This is a genomic window from Lacinutrix iliipiscaria (genome assembly GCF_042686125.1).
Classification (GTDB): Bacteria; Bacteroidota; Bacteroidia; order Flavobacteriales; family Flavobacteriaceae; genus Oceanihabitans; species Oceanihabitans iliipiscarium.
This window is the reverse complement of record NZ_JBHUOV010000005.1, coordinates 116,534-131,009: the sequence shown is the minus strand read 5'-3', so window position 1 is coordinate 131,009 and position 14,476 is coordinate 116,534. Positions and strand designations below refer to the sequence as shown.

At 32.2% G+C, this 14,476-nt stretch carries 15 protein-coding genes and 1 riboswitch; of the genes, 9 read left to right on the top strand and 6 right to left on the bottom strand.

What is annotated here, in order from left to right; genetic code table 11:
* The first annotated feature begins 63 nt into the window (after positions 1 to 63).
* Both purB and ACFS5M_RS10310 read left to right on the top strand, forming a co-directional pair.
* Positions 64 to 1,407, top strand: a complete 1,344-nt coding sequence (purB, locus tag ACFS5M_RS10315) for an adenylosuccinate lyase (RefSeq protein WP_183489875.1) — start codon at positions 64 to 66, stop codon at positions 1,405 to 1,407.
* Between the two features lie 3 nt (positions 1,408 to 1,410).
* Complete coding sequence (locus tag ACFS5M_RS10310; RefSeq protein WP_183489873.1) at positions 1,411 to 1,626, top strand: hypothetical protein; 216 nt, start codon at positions 1,411 to 1,413, stop codon at positions 1,624 to 1,626.
* A 52-nt stretch (positions 1,627 to 1,678) separates the two neighbouring features.
* Here ACFS5M_RS10310 and ACFS5M_RS10305 read toward each other — a convergent pair whose 3' ends face one another.
* The 4 genes from ACFS5M_RS10305 to ACFS5M_RS10290 are packed head-to-tail and all read right to left on the bottom strand — an operon-like array spanning position 1,679 to position 3,758.
* Positions 1,679 to 2,221 (bottom strand): DUF4252 domain-containing protein, encoded by a 543-nt coding sequence (locus ACFS5M_RS10305; protein ID WP_183489870.1) that lies wholly within the window; start codon positions 2,219 to 2,221, stop codon positions 1,679 to 1,681.
* 4 nt (positions 2,222 to 2,225) lie between these two features.
* Positions 2,226 to 2,822 carry a DUF4252 domain-containing protein gene (locus tag ACFS5M_RS10300; protein ID WP_379898761.1) on the bottom strand — a complete coding sequence of 199 codons (597 nt, stop codon included), beginning with the start codon at positions 2,820 to 2,822 and terminating at the stop codon, positions 2,226 to 2,228.
* Positions 2,823 to 2,827: 5 nt separating this feature from the next.
* Complete coding sequence (locus ACFS5M_RS10295; protein WP_183489867.1) at positions 2,828 to 3,262, bottom strand: hypothetical protein; 435 nt, start codon at positions 3,260 to 3,262, stop codon at positions 2,828 to 2,830.
* Positions 3,249 to 3,758, bottom strand: coding sequence for an RNA polymerase sigma factor (locus ACFS5M_RS10290; RefSeq protein WP_183489865.1), 510 nt, complete (start codon positions 3,756 to 3,758; stop codon positions 3,249 to 3,251). The genes ACFS5M_RS10295 and ACFS5M_RS10290 overlap by 14 nt, the downstream gene beginning before the upstream one ends.
* A 137-nt stretch (positions 3,759 to 3,895) precedes the next feature.
* Here ACFS5M_RS10290 and ACFS5M_RS10285 point away from each other — a divergent pair, with 137 nt between their 5' ends.
* Positions 3,896 to 5,308, top strand: a complete 1,413-nt coding sequence (locus ACFS5M_RS10285; protein ID WP_183489861.1) for a S41 family peptidase — start codon at positions 3,896 to 3,898, stop codon at positions 5,306 to 5,308.
* A 33-nt stretch (positions 5,309 to 5,341) separates the two neighbouring features.
* Here ACFS5M_RS10285 and ACFS5M_RS10280 read toward each other — a convergent pair whose 3' ends face one another.
* Positions 5,342 to 7,270, bottom strand: coding sequence for a TonB-dependent receptor plug domain-containing protein (locus ACFS5M_RS10280; protein WP_183489859.1), 1,929 nt, complete (start codon positions 7,268 to 7,270; stop codon positions 5,342 to 5,344).
* A 68-nt stretch (positions 7,271 to 7,338) separates the two neighbouring features.
* Positions 7,339 to 7,567, bottom strand: a riboswitch (cobalamin riboswitch).
* 191 nt (positions 7,568 to 7,758) lie between these two features.
* Here ACFS5M_RS10280 and ACFS5M_RS10275 point away from each other — a divergent pair.
* The 6 genes from ACFS5M_RS10275 to ACFS5M_RS10250 all read left to right on the top strand — a co-directional run bounded on the left by ACFS5M_RS10275 (position 7,759) and on the right by ACFS5M_RS10250 (position 13,541).
* On the top strand, positions 7,759 to 8,910 hold the full coding sequence (locus tag ACFS5M_RS10275) for an ABC transporter substrate-binding protein (protein ID WP_183489857.1): 1,152 nt from the start codon (positions 7,759 to 7,761) through the stop codon (positions 8,908 to 8,910).
* Entirely contained in the window at positions 8,911 to 9,927 is a 1,017-nt protein-coding gene (locus tag ACFS5M_RS10270; protein WP_183489855.1) for a FecCD family ABC transporter permease, read from the top strand.
* A complete protein-coding gene (locus tag ACFS5M_RS10265) occupies positions 9,927 to 10,721 on the top strand; it encodes an ABC transporter ATP-binding protein (protein ID WP_183489853.1) in 795 nt (264 codons plus the stop codon). The genes ACFS5M_RS10270 and ACFS5M_RS10265 overlap by 1 nt, the downstream gene beginning before the upstream one ends.
* Positions 10,722 to 10,751: 30 nt before the next feature.
* Positions 10,752 to 12,071, top strand: a complete 1,320-nt coding sequence (gene rmuC / locus ACFS5M_RS10260) for a DNA recombination protein RmuC (RefSeq protein ID WP_183489852.1) — start codon at positions 10,752 to 10,754, stop codon at positions 12,069 to 12,071.
* Between the two features lie 151 nt (positions 12,072 to 12,222).
* Positions 12,223 to 12,837: a transcriptional regulator gene (locus ACFS5M_RS10255; RefSeq protein WP_183489850.1), complete on the top strand. Its 615-nt coding sequence runs from the start codon at positions 12,223 to 12,225 to the stop codon at positions 12,835 to 12,837.
* Positions 12,834 to 13,541, top strand: a complete 708-nt coding sequence (locus ACFS5M_RS10250; RefSeq protein ID WP_183489848.1) for a DUF3307 domain-containing protein — start codon at positions 12,834 to 12,836, stop codon at positions 13,539 to 13,541. Before ACFS5M_RS10255 ends, ACFS5M_RS10250 begins: the two co-directional genes overlap by 4 nt.
* Positions 13,542 to 13,650: 109 nt before the next feature.
* On the opposite strand, the gene ACFS5M_RS10245 is transcribed toward ACFS5M_RS10250, so the two are convergent.
* Complete coding sequence (locus ACFS5M_RS10245) at positions 13,651 to 14,451, bottom strand: T9SS type A sorting domain-containing protein (protein WP_183489845.1); 801 nt, start codon at positions 14,449 to 14,451, stop codon at positions 13,651 to 13,653.
* Positions 14,452 to 14,476 lie beyond the last annotated feature (25 nt).

The window sequence follows — 14,476 nt, the reverse complement described above, 5'->3', positions numbered from 1 at the left end:
TTAGTAATTCGCAATTCGGAATTCAAAACCTTATCTTTGCCACTTCTTAAAACCACACAAACTATGTCTTTAAATACACTTAGCGCTATTTCTCCTATTGATGGTCGTTACAGAAACAAAGTTGATGAATTAGGCAAATACTTTTCAGAAGAAGCACTTATAAAATATCGTGTCTTAGTTGAAATTGAATATTTCATTGCGCTTTGCGAAATACCTTTACCACAATTAGAAGCTATTAACACTTCTGTATTTGATGACTTAAGAGCGATTTACAAGCACTTCTCAACAGAAGATGCTTTAGCAATTAAAGAGATTGAAAAAGTGACCAATCATGATGTTAAAGCTGTTGAATATTTCATTAAAGAAAAATTTGATGCTTTAGGCTTAAGTGCTTACAAGGAATTTATTCATTTTGGATTAACTTCACAAGACATAAATAATACTGCTATTCCATTAAGTATTAAGGAAGCTATGAACGATGTTTATGTTTCAGAATTTTTTGTGATTTTAAAACGTTTGAAAGCATTAGCTCAAGATTGGGCTAACATTCCCATGTTAGCAAGAACACATGGTCAGCCAGCTTCTCCTACTCGATTAGGAAAAGAAATTGAAGTTTTTGTAGTGCGTTTAGAAGAGCAATTTAATTTATTAAATGATATTCCTAGTGCTGCTAAATTTGGTGGTGCAACAGGAAACTTTAATGCGCATAAAGTTGCTTATCCTAATATAGACTGGAGAGCATTTGGGAGTCAATTTGTTCAAGAAAAACTTGGCTTACAGCACTCTTTCCCTACAACTCAAATAGAACATTATGACCATATGGCTGCGCTGTTTGATGGTTTAAAACGCATCAATACAATTATTATTGATTTAGATAGAGATATTTGGACTTATGTTTCTATGGATTATTTTAAGCAAAAAATTAAAGCTGGTGAAGTAGGAAGCTCTGCAATGCCACATAAGGTAAATCCTATAGATTTTGAAAACTCTGAAGGTAATCTAGGTATTGCTAATGCGATATTTGAACACCTATCAGCAAAATTACCAATATCGAGATTACAACGTGATTTAACAGACAGTACAGTTTTACGTAATGTTGGTGTGCCTTTTGGACATACCTTAATTGGATTTAAATCGACTTTAAAAGGATTGAATAAGCTATTATTAAATGACGCAAAATTTGCTGAAGATTTAGAAAATAATTGGGCTGTTGTTGCTGAAGCGATTCAAACAATATTACGTCGAGAAGCCTATCCTAATCCTTATGAAGCCTTAAAAGGATTAACACGAACTAACGAGAAAATCAATCAAAACGCCATTTCAAATTTTATTGATACCTTAGAGGTTTCTGATGTTATAAAAGAGGAATTAAAAGCCATAACACCTAGTAATTATACAGGAATATAAATAATGCTAACAGACAGACAATCCATATTTCTTTGTACACTTGTTGTAGTAGGGTTTGTAGTCTTTGGAATACTTAACATTCTAGAGCGTCTTTATATTGCAATTCCTATCATGTCTCTTTTTGGCTTAATTATTATCAATTTATTGATTACAAAAAGACACCCAAAAACCGAAGCTCCTCAAGACATTATTTCGAAAACAGACAACTTAGAGTCATAAAAAAAGGTTTACCAAATAAGGCAAACCTTTTATATATTAACATTAACTCTACTTATTTAAAAAAGTCTGTTAAGCTTTGTAGTTGTGACTGATCGACACTTGCTTTATTCATAGACTGCGCAAGCATATAGAGTTTTGCTGGACTCATATCGTCACCTAAAACACGTAAAACACCAAAACCAACATCTTTAGAGTTTCCAAATATGATAAACTCATCAGCAATATCATTGTCGCCTAAATATTTGACTATCATTTTAGAACCTTGCATATTAAACTCTCCTAAGTCAATATATTTTTTATCGCTTAAAATAGAGCTTACTTTATTCATTTCAGCTTTATAGCTATCAAGGTTATTAGAATCGAGCTTAAACCCTAAAAAGTTTAATTTGTCTATAGACTCATAAGCTTCTAATTCTGATGCAGATAACTCTGTGTTTTCAAATTTAACAATACTTGTAGGAATATCTAGAGTAGTAAAGTTTGGTGTTTCTTGATTATCTACAAAATATGTTTGTAATGATTGCGTATTGCTACAGCTTACTAACATGATTAGTGCTAGTAAGCTGAACAATGATTTTTTGATTGATTGTATCATATTTTTAGTGCTTCTTATCCTCTAAATGTTCTCCACCAGGAATATTCATTTTTTTGGTCAATTTAGAAATTTGATTTAAATCGATATCTCCTGTTAAAGAGACAATGATGGTTTCAAACTTACGGTCTTTTCCATTAATTTTAACGTCTGAATCCTTCATTTGATTACTTAGACCATTAACAAAAATTAAAAGTTCTTCAACGTGGTCTTCATCTTTTCCTTCTTTAATATAGAATTTAATTACTGTACCATCGTCTTTAACTTCCATTAATTCTTCTAAAGCTCTTGATTTAGAGTTTACCCAAGCAGTAATATCAGAAGAAATAGCTCCTTTTTCAGTAATAATAGTTTTTAAACTCGTAATACTATTAACCATGTTCATATATTCCTGAGTTTCAGGATCATCTGTATCGACTTCCATTTTTGCTAGCATTTGAAACATTTTTGGTTTAATGTTCACATAAGTCACATCTGCATTATCGCTATATTTTGCAAAAATATCTTGAGCCATAGATGTTAAAGGCATCATTAATAAAGCCATTAAGACTAAAATTACATTCTTTTTCATTGTATTTGTTTTATTGTTTATTTGTGTTTTCATGTTTTCTATTTTTTAAAAATTAAACTGGTTGTGTTATCTACTTCGGCTAAATAGTTAATACTAGAAGCACCTTTGTTAAAATGAGTAGAAATCATTTCTAAAGACTTTACAACTTCATTGTAAGCCATTTCCGGATCATCGTAAGTGCCATAATCATTTCCTAAATTAGATTGATTAAAATAGACGCTTAACATAAGAACGGCTACTGCTGCGACAGAAATCCACTTGTACCAACTGTTTGTTTTAGATTTTAATGGAACGTCTTTAGTAAACTGTTCTTGCTGATTAACCAAAAAATAAGTAAACAAAGGCTTATACATTTCTAGGTGTGGCGCTACAGTTTCTTGCGAAAAATAGTCTTTTAACTGCTGCTCTTCTTGAAGCGTAGTTTCACCATTGTCATACTTTTCTAGTAGTTGTTCTATATTAGTTAACACCATAATTATGTGTTTTAGTTAATTTTTCTCTTATTGCTTTTCTTGCTCTTGACAGTGCAACTCGCACTGCTGTACTATTCATATCAAGCATCTTGCCAATCTCATCAAACTCATATTGCTCAACATCTCTCAATTGAATTACCATTTTTTGCTGTTCTGGTAATTCTTCAATAATTTTTGAAACCCAATCCACACTATCATTCAACTCTAATTGCTTTTGTAATGATACTTTGTGGTCTTGATAATTACTATGAACCAACTTCAAATTTTGTGCTTGTTTCGATTTTAATTTATCTAAACAAAAATTCTTAGTCATTGTCATAGAGAAGGCTTCAACGTTTTTATACTCCTGCATTTTCGCCTTATTTGACCACAATTTCAACAATACTTCTTGCGTGGCATCTTCTGCTTCTTCTCTAGACACCAACAAGCGTTTAGCCAAACGAAACACCTTATCTTTAAAAGGCATTACTGTATTTAAAAACTCTGTTTGTGTCATTGATTCTTGATTGGTTATAAAACAACTTTATTAAGGCTGTTTGATATTACGACGAGCCACTCTACTTTTTGTTACAAAAAATTTTCAGTCCAAGATAAAATAAGTATTTTTAAGGTGAAAAAGAATACCTTATTGCTATGATGAAAATTAAAAAAATTGCACTTCTAATTCTTGTTGCGACTGTATTTACAGGATGTTTTGAAGACTTAGACGACAACCCAATTTCTTCTAAAGATGTTAAAGATTTTGTATGGAAAGGAATGAACTCTTACTATTTGTATAAAGAAAATATTCCAAATCTTGCTAACGATAGGTTTACTAATGACTCAGAATATTCTGAATATTTAAATGGGTTTTCTACTCCTGAAGAATTATTTGAAAGCCTTATTCACGACAGAGAACATGTCGATCGGTTTAGTTGGATAACAAGTGATTATATAGCTTTAGAACAATTTTTAAGTGGAAATTCTCAAAGTACTGGCGCAGAATTTGATTTTTATTTTGAACCAGGAAGCACCACTCAACTTTTTGGAGTTATTAGGTTAGTTTTAAATAATAGTCCTGCTGAAAACCAAGGTTTACAACGCGGACAAATTTTTAATGCAATCAATGGCACTTCTTTAACCGAAAGTAATTATAGCGCGTTATTAAATCAAAGTTCGTACACTTTAAATTTGGCGAATTATAATAACAATGGTACACCAAGTATTACAGATGACTCAATTGATTCGACATCTGAAAGTGTAACTTTAAGTAGAATTAATTATTCTGAAAATCCTATTCATAAAACTGAAATCATAGAAGTTAATGGTGAAAACGTTGGGTATTTAATGTATAATGGTTTTACATCTAGTTATAACAATCAACTTAATTTTGCTTTTGATGATTTTCAAGCGAATAATGTTCAGCATTTAATTTTAGATTTGCGCTACAATCCTGGAGGCTCAATACTCAGCGCGACATTACTGGGTAGTATGATTACTGGTCAATTTAATGGTGAGGTGTTTTCTAAATTAGAGTATAACAGTGATTTACAAAGCAATAATACCATTTACAATTTCACTGATTCATTTTCTGGGAATTCTATTAATAGCTTGAATCTTAATAAGGTTTATATCTTAACTACAGACTCTTCAGCTTCGGCGAGTGAAATGATTATTAATAGTTTAAGTCCTTATATTGATGTCATTCAAATTGGACAAGTAACCACTGGTAAGTCTCAAGCTTCAATTACCATTTATGACTCACCAGATTATGGTAGAAGTGGCGCGAATCCTAACCACAATTATGCCTTACAACCATTAGTGGCTAAAACTGTGAATTCTCTAGATCAAAGCGTACCTTCTTCTGGAATAACTCCAACTATAACAATAAATGAAAACCCAATGAATTATGGCGCTTTAGGACATGAAGACGAACCTCTACTTGCTACTGCAATCCAACACATTATTGATAATGGTAGAGTTTCAGCACCTGAGCAATATGATTTTAAACGCATTAAGAGTACAGTAGATGATCATCCTCTACAAAATGACATGTATATCGATTAAAAAAAAGCCACTCTAAATGAGTGGCTTTTTAAATTATAACTTAATATTAAATCCAATATTAACATTTCGTCCTCGAGTAGAATAACCATACAACTCTTGATAGTCTTCATTTAAGATATTAGTCACATTTGCAAAAAGTGTAATCTTATCCTTAGCTATTTTATGACTCACATAAAAGTCAAAAAGATTATAGCTTTCTAAAGTCACATCATCGTTCATAAATGTTGTACTATTATAAACAGAATCACGTCTGTCATCATTAAACTGATAACGTAAACTCACAACACTAGCTTCAGAAATAGCATAATCTATAGATGCATTTATTTTAAATTCTGGAAGGCGTAAATTTAAATCCTCTTCTACGTTTGTGTATGTTGCGTTTGCTTGAAATTTCAGTTTTTCAGAAACATTATAATCTGCCACAAACTCAAATCCGCTAGCAGTAAAAGACTCATCTACATTTTTATACTGATAAGTAAAACTTCCCAAATCGACAAAATCAATAAAATTAGTTTCACGTCTATTAAAATACACCAAACTTAAAGTCGCTTTATTACTAAAGTGAATTTCCGCTCCAAATTCAATTGTTGTATTTTCTTCAGGTTGCAATTCATCATTCCCATAGGTAGGCTCAAACAATTGATACAACGAAGGTGTGATATAAGCTGTGCTATAACTAGCTAATCCTTTTACATAACCAAAACCTACCTCTTTTTTAAACGAAGGATTAGCACTATAAACCACATGTGAGCCATACTCTGAGTGGTTATTTAATCGTGCTCCTGCATTCACACTTAGTCCAAAATCGGAAGCATATACCACATTAACATAAGGGTCTATAATTGTAAACGTAGCATCTTCAGGATTTATGCTTTGTTCAAAAGCAGAACTTCCAAAAGGAATAGCAAAACTTTCCATTTCATTTTGCTGTGCATGAACACCAATAACAGTAAAAAGTGTCTCCTTAAAATTATAACGATTAAAGACATCTGCGATATAGCTTTTGGCATTAAATTGTGCTGGAAAACTCGATTGAATGTCGCGCTCAATAGCATTATAAGCTGCATTTAAAGTAATGCTTCCGTTTTTGTACTTAAACTCTGGTGCAATACCAAGTCGATATTGATCTGAGATAGAAACATGATCTGCATCTGTTCCCGAAAAACCATCATCAAAATCGGTTTTATATGTATCAAAACTTCCGTAAACGTTCATATTAAACGCATCAGAAAAGGAATAGCCTAATTTTAAATTTCCGTTAATGGCATTAAAAGCATCAGACTCTGTTCCGTTAGCCACAGCAGACAATCCATCAGTAAACTGATTTCCGAAGCTCGCTAAATAGATGAATTTGTTAAGTGTTCCATTCACAGCAACTGAATTTTTAAAGTCTTCCACAGCATAATTATCATCAGTAGAAGACATATTAGTTCCTAAAACACTTCTAAAATTAGCTGCTAATTTGTCTTTTGAAGCTTTTTTTAAAGTGATATTAATAACCGCTGAAGCAGCACCAGAACCATATAAAGTACTAGAAGCCCCTTTTAAGATTTCGATACTTTCAACTTGATCTGCGTTTAGCAAACGTAAATCATAATCGTTAGCAATTTGCGAAGGGTCTGTGACTGGAATACCATCAATAAGAATTAACACTTGACGGTTTCTTCCTCCACGAATATTGTAGCTTAAATTTTGTCCTGCATTACTTTTTACGCCATTAATTTCTACACCAGCAGTCATGCTTATAATTTCTGCAATGCTTTTTCCTTGTAGCTTTTCAAGGTCTTTCTGTGTGATTTTAGTGATGACCTTACCAGCATTTTCACGTTTGATTTTAAATTTTGAATCTGTGATAACGACTTCTTCAAGTGATACAGGTTTGATAACATTGGGTTCGGTTTGAGAAAATCCGAATACTGTAGATAGTATGCATAACATACCAAGAACATTCTTTTTGTTCATTTTAAATTTAATTTACTCGAGAGTATGTATAGGTTTCCATACATCAACTTTTATCCCGAAAGTTTGACTTATTTGTTTTGAAAATGGCAGGTCTCCTGACTTGTTTCATGCTATTTAACCTTCCCAACAAAATGTCAGTGGTTTAGAAGTTATAGCATCTCATAATGAGGTACTCAATTTAGTTGAGTATAAACTTACAGTTGCGGGAACAGTTCTGGATTTGATAATCGTATCGCACCAGATTCCCTTTTAATCCATTCAATAAAATTGAATAGAACCAAATTTCATTGCAAAAGTAGATTCTTTTTTAAATGCAGGCTAAGGAAATTTACTTTTTCTTGGTCATTTTATAAATAAGATAAATAAAGCCAATTAAAAAATGAAGTATTATGATTCCTCCTACTATATATATTGTTAAATTTGAACCATCACGCATAACTAAATATTTTATCAAATTTATTGATTAAAGCATATTTTATCAGTTACAAATGTTACAAAACACTACCTTTTATTTACTCTTTTTTTTCCTTTTAACCCTTATTGGCTGTAAAGAAAATCAAAGCATAAAACAGCAACCTCTTACAGTTATTCAAAATACAAACACCTATGCTACAGGTTTTAAGGTTTTAAATTTTGAAACCCATAAAATCTTGGAAATAAATAATCCTTGGCCTCAAGCTGAAAAAACCTATCAATACCTCTTACTCACTAAAGCGCAAGCGATGGCAAGCACTTTTAACAAAGAAGATTATGATGGTATTATAACCCTTCCTATTGAAAAAATAGTGGTAACCTCTACGACACACATTCCTGCATTAGAATTATTAGATGCAGAAAAAACCTTAGTTGGATTTCCTGGAACAGATTATGTGTCTTCAGAAAAAACGAGAACTCGAATTGATTCAGGTCAAGTCAGAGAGCTAGGAAAAAATGAAGGCATTAATACTGAAGTTTTATTAGACGTCAAACCAGATCTTGTTGTTGGCTTTGGTATAGATGGAAACAACAAAACGTTTGAAACCATTAAAAAATCTGGCATTCCTGTGATTTACAATGGAGATTGGGTTGAAACTTCGCCTTTAGCCAAAGCAGAATGGATTAAATTTTTTGGAGTACTTTATAACAAAGAACATGAAGCCGATTCTATTTTTAACCAAATTGAAGCGGATTATTTAAAGGCTAAGTCAGTCGCTTTAACAGTAGAAAAGCAACCTACTGTTTTATGTGGCGCAATGCATAAAGACGTTTGGTATTTACCAAATGGCACAAGTCCTGAAGCACAAATTCTTAAAGATGCAAATGTGAATTATTTATGGAAGGACACTACAGACAAAGGCAGTATTGCATTAAGCTTTGAAACTGTTTTTGATAAAGCAAAAGATGCTGATTTGTGGCTAAGTCCTTCTTATTACTCATCGCTTGAAGCTCTTGAAAAAGCAAGTCAGCATTATGTCGAGTTTGACGCTTTTAAGAATAAAACTATTTATTCATTTGTAAATACAACTGGAAAAACTGGTGGTGTTATGTATTATGAATTAGGTACTGCCAGACCAGATTTAGTGTTAAAAGACATCATTAAAATCTGTCACCCAGAATTATTAAAAGAGTATCAACCTTATTTTTTTAAACCGCTTGAATAATTGTCAACAACAAACACATATAAACTCCCTTTCTTAGCATTAACACTAGTTTTAATAGTCTGTTTTTTTGCTAACATTAGCTTGGGTTCTGTATCTATTCCTTTAAGTTCTATAATTGATAGTCTGCTTGGTGGAGCTGACAACTATATCATTCAAAATTACAGATTACCTAAAGCTTTTACTGCAATTTTAGTTGGCTCTGGTTTAGGAATTTCGGGGTTATTAATGCAAACTCTATTCAGAAACCCATTAGCAGGACCCTTTGTACTTGGTATTAGTTCTGGAGCAAGTTTAGGTGTAGCCCTAGTCATTCTGGGCTCTGGACTTTTTGGTGGTTTATTTGCAACCGCTCTTATATCTAAATGGAGCATCGTCATCGCCTCCAGTTTAGGTAGTTTTTTAGTCTTATTGGCTGTGTTAATAGTTTCAACTCGAGTTCGAGATACGATGGCTATACTTATTATTGGACTTATGTTTGGAAGCATAACAGCTGCTGTGGTGAGTGTCCTCTCCTATTTTAGTTCTGCTGAGCAATTACAGCAATATATCTTTTGGGGATTTGGAAGTCTAGGGAATTTATCATGGTATGAACTTTTCATCTTTTTCATAATTTATAGCTTTGGAATTGTTTTTAGTATCATCTCAATCAAGGGATTAAACACCTTATTGTTAGGTGAAAATTACGCTAAAAGTTTGGGCTTAAATATTAAACAAAGTCGATTAATTATTATCATAGCAACAAGTTTGTTAGCTGGCACGATTACCGCTTTTGCTGGTCCAATTGCTTTTGTAGGCTTAGCCATTCCACACATCACAAGGCAACTATTTAACACATCGAATCATAAAATATTATTACCTGCTGTCTTTTTACTAGGCGCTATTGTCATGCTTATTTGCGATAGTATTGCACAAATACCAACGAGTGATTACATGCTACCAATAAATGCAATCACTTCAATAATTGGTGCTCCAGTAGTGATTTGGTTATTAGTGAGAAAACGTAAAATGATATTTTAATGAGCGACAAAAACCAACATATCATTCTAGAAACAAACCAACTGTCTATTGGGTACAAAACCAAAAAAACAGAAACAGTTATTGCTTCAAACATTGATATTACACTAAAAAAAGGAGAATTAATAGGTCTTGTTGGAGCTAATGGTATTGGGAAATCTACGCTATTAAGAACACTGACTCATGTTCAAAATAAATTATCAGGAACCATTCATTTACAAGAGCAATTATTAGAAGATTACTCCAATATAGAATTAGCAAAAAATTTAAGTTTAGTTTTAACAGAAGCCATTGCTTCTAAAAATCTTACTGTTTTTGAATTGATTGCTTTAGGCAGACAACCATATACCAACTGGGTTGGAAATTTATCAGAAGATGATAAAACAATTATAAACAAAGCGATTTCGCACACCAACATTGAAGATTTAAAAGAAAAAAAATGCTTCGAACTTAGCGATGGTCAGCTTCAAAAAGTAATGATTGCTCGTGCTTTAGCTCAAGATACCGATTTAATTATACTTGATGAACCTACAACACATCTAGACATGTATCATAAAGCTTACATTCTAAAATTGCTTCAAAGGTTAGTCAAAAATACAGGGAAAACGATTTTGTTTTCTTCTCATGAAATCGATTTGGCCATCCAATTGTGTGATCGCATGATTGTAATGACCAAATCTGAAGTCATTACAGACACGCCTTCTAACTTGATAATTAAAGGGACTTTCAATGATTTATTTCCAAAGGATTTAATTGATTTTGATAAGAATACTGAAAGTTTTAGAGTGAAAAAATAAGTATCTTTGATAAAAATCAACACCTAATTCATGAACGACAATCTTATTCTTATTATTTCTATTTTAATTTCTGCTGCTATTGGTGCTTATTTAGGTATGCTTTTTAATAAACTAAAAAGTAAAAGTGAACAAAGCACTTTAGAAGAACGTCAAAACCAAATGAGTTTAACGATAAATGATTTAAAGCAAAGTTTAAGCAAGGTTGAAGATGAACGTGAAGTCATAAGAAATGAAAAAGAAATTCTAAATCAAGAATTAGCTAGAAAACATACTGAATACGAAAATTTACAAACTCAGAACCTAAAACGTGACGAAGAGTTAGTCAAACAACAAGAGCAATTACGAAAGGATTTTGAAATTATGGCCTCGAAAATTCTGGATGAAAAAAGCGAGAAATTCACACTTCAGAATAAAGAAAACATAAAAAACATATTAAATCCTTTACAAGAGAAAATCCAAATCTTCGAGAAAAAAGTGGACGATACTCAAAAGGAAAGCATTAGCATGCACTCTGCTTTAAAAGAACAGTTATTAGGTTTAAAAGATTTAAATCAGCAAATGACTAAGGAAGCAACCAACCTTACCAGAGCATTGAAAGGCGATAGTAAAATGCAAGGAAATTGGGGCGAATTAGTTCTTGAACGTGTTTTGGAAAAATCTGGTTTAGAGAAAGATAGAGAATATTATGTTCAGCAAAGCTTCAAACTTGATGATGGTACTCGCGTACTCCCTGACGTGGTATTACATCTTCCAGATAATAAGCGTATGATTATAGACAGCAAGGTCTCATTAACCGATTATGAGCGTATGGTTAACGCAGATGAAGATGACCAAGCCATCTACTTAAAAGCACACGTAAATTCGATTAAAAAGCATGTCGATCAATTATCAGAAAAAAACTATCAAGATTTATACGACATAGAATCACCCGATTTCGTGCTAATGTTTATTCCTATTGAACCTGCTTTTGCTATTGCAGTAAATGAGGACAATTCACTTTACAATAAAGCCTTTGAAAAGAACATTGTTATCGTAACACCTTCTACTCTTTTAGCCACATTACGCACTATTGATTCTATGTGGAATAATGAAAAGCAACAACAAAACGCTATAGAAATCGCGCGCCAAGCTGGAGCTTTATATGATAAATTTGAAGGCTTAGTTAACGACCTGACTGGAGTTGGTAAAAAGATTGATGCAGCAAAATCCGACTACTCCTCTGCAATGAATAAATTAGTTGAAGGCAAAGGTAACCTCATCACTAGTGTTGAAAAACTTAAAAAATTAGGTGCTAAAGCAAAAAAATCACTTCCTGAAAAAATTATAAAGCGTGCTCAAGAAGATGACTAGAACAGCATCTATTCTTAACTGACTTTCATCTAAAGCTTTTCACACCTATAACAGACACATCTTTAATTTATTCCATAAAAAAGGAATATATTTGATTATTCCATAAAAAAGGAATATATTTGATTATTCCATAAAAAAGGAATATTTAGTTATGACAAGTGTTATTACAGGAGACATCATTAAATCGCGCGGACAAACCAATCCTGAGGTATGGTTAAACACATTGAAGTCTGCTTTATCGACTCTAGAGCCAGACAATACCCTCTGGGAAGTGTACAGAGGAGATAGCTTTCAAATAGAAATTAAAGACATAAGTTCTAGTTTTAAGGCTTCAACTTATATTAAAGCTGCTATAAAAATGATAAAAGGCCTAGATGTTAGGCTTGCTATAGGTATAGGCGAAAAAACGTACCAAGGCAAAGACGTCACTGAATCTAATGGCGAAGCTTTTGTCTATTCTGGAGAAACCTTTGAACTATTAAAGAAAGAAAAACAAAACTTACGCATTAAAACTAAATCACAGGTTTTAAATGATGAGCTAAATCTTTATTTTAAACTTGCTTTAATAACGATGGATAATTGGACAATAAATTCAGCAGAAATTGTTAAATTAACCCTAGAGCATCCTAACGCATTACAAGAGGATTTAGCCAAACGAGTAGGCACCAATCAAAATGCTATTAGCAAACGTCTTAAACGCGCTAATTTAGATGAAATACTCGCCTTAGATCAAATGTATAGAAAAAAAATTCGTTGCATCTTATGATTTTACTTATCAAATTATTACTTGCTCATTTTATTGGTGATTTCTTTTTACAACCACAACAGTGGGTTGATGAAAAAGAAGTAAAAAAGCTAAAATCGCCTAAACTATACTTTCATGTATTAATTCATATTGCGTTATTGTGCTTAATCCTTAGGGATATTACACTTTGGCCAATAGTACTTATTATTGGTATTTCGCATTTTATAATAGATGCTATCAAACTTAGCATTCAAAAAGAAGAAACAAAACGCCTTCTTTTCTTTATAGACCAAGTCTTACATATTATAGTTATTATTACTGTTTATCTTATTTATAGTAAGGTGAAAATTAATTTTGCTGAATTATTCTCAGAACAAAATCTATTACTAATAACCTGCTTAGCTTTTTTGACTCAACCTGTTTCAATAATTATGAAAACCATTTTTACGAAATGGAACATTTCTAAACTTACTGAAGGCACAGAATCTTTAAAAGACGCTGGACGATATATTGGGATTTTAGAACGTATTCTTGTATTTGTTTTTATTGTTGCAGATCATTGGGAAGCTGTGGGCTTTTTAATTACAGCGAAATCTGTATTTAGGTTTGGCGATTTAAAAGAATCTAAACATAGAAAACTTACAGAATACATTCTTATAGGCACACTGATTAGTTTTGGAATCGCTATAGGTATAGGCCTTTTATATCTTTATTTAAGGCATTAAAAGTAAACCCTTAAAATAGTAAGCAATATTGAATTTCTTACTACTTTTCGGAATAAAACAAAAAAACCTTCAGAATTGAAGGCTTTTTTTCGTTTATATGTTATGACAATTATTGTTTTACAAAACGTTTAGTAATAGCAGCCTTTTCATTTGTTAACTGCATTAAATATACACCAGATTGCCATGCAGACACATCTACTGTATTACTTATAGTGTTTAACTCTTTAGACAAAATTTGTTTCCCTAAAAAATCATAAACGGTAATATTAGTATTGCCTTCTAATTGAGAAGGCAAATCTATTGTTACCATATCTTGTGATGGATTAGGATATACTTTTAAGTTTTCAAAAATAGCAGTATCAACAGATAAAGTCGCTGATGATTGTTTTAAATGAATTTGATCACCTGTTGAGTTGAAGTCTATATTAGACTCATTTAAAGCTACATAAAAAGTAACAGGACCAACATCTGATGCAGGCGAAGTCCATTCAAAAGACCATGGCTGATTAAACGCTCCAGAACCTGTATGAGTAATCGCTTCACCTCTACCTAGATCAAAAACCTGACTGTTAGTGCCATCATCTCTAAAATCTCCAACTTTATTTCCAGATCCATCTTCTGCAGACATCTGAAAACCTTGTCTACTAGCCCCAGAACCAGAAGCTACAGTAATATTATAAGTTGTATTTAAATCATAATCACTAGGAACAGTTAAAGTAATTGTTGGACTATCTGTAATTACTGGGTTACCTGTATGACAAAAAGTACAATCGCCAGGACTGTTTTCAGCAATATCACTTGGTGATCCAGAAACATAAAAAGCATTTTGACCAGCACCAAAAGACAAGAATAATATGGCGAAAACTGGTATACCTAAAAGGCTCAAATAAAATGAGTAATTTTTTTTCATAACATAAATGTTTATTTATAAATAG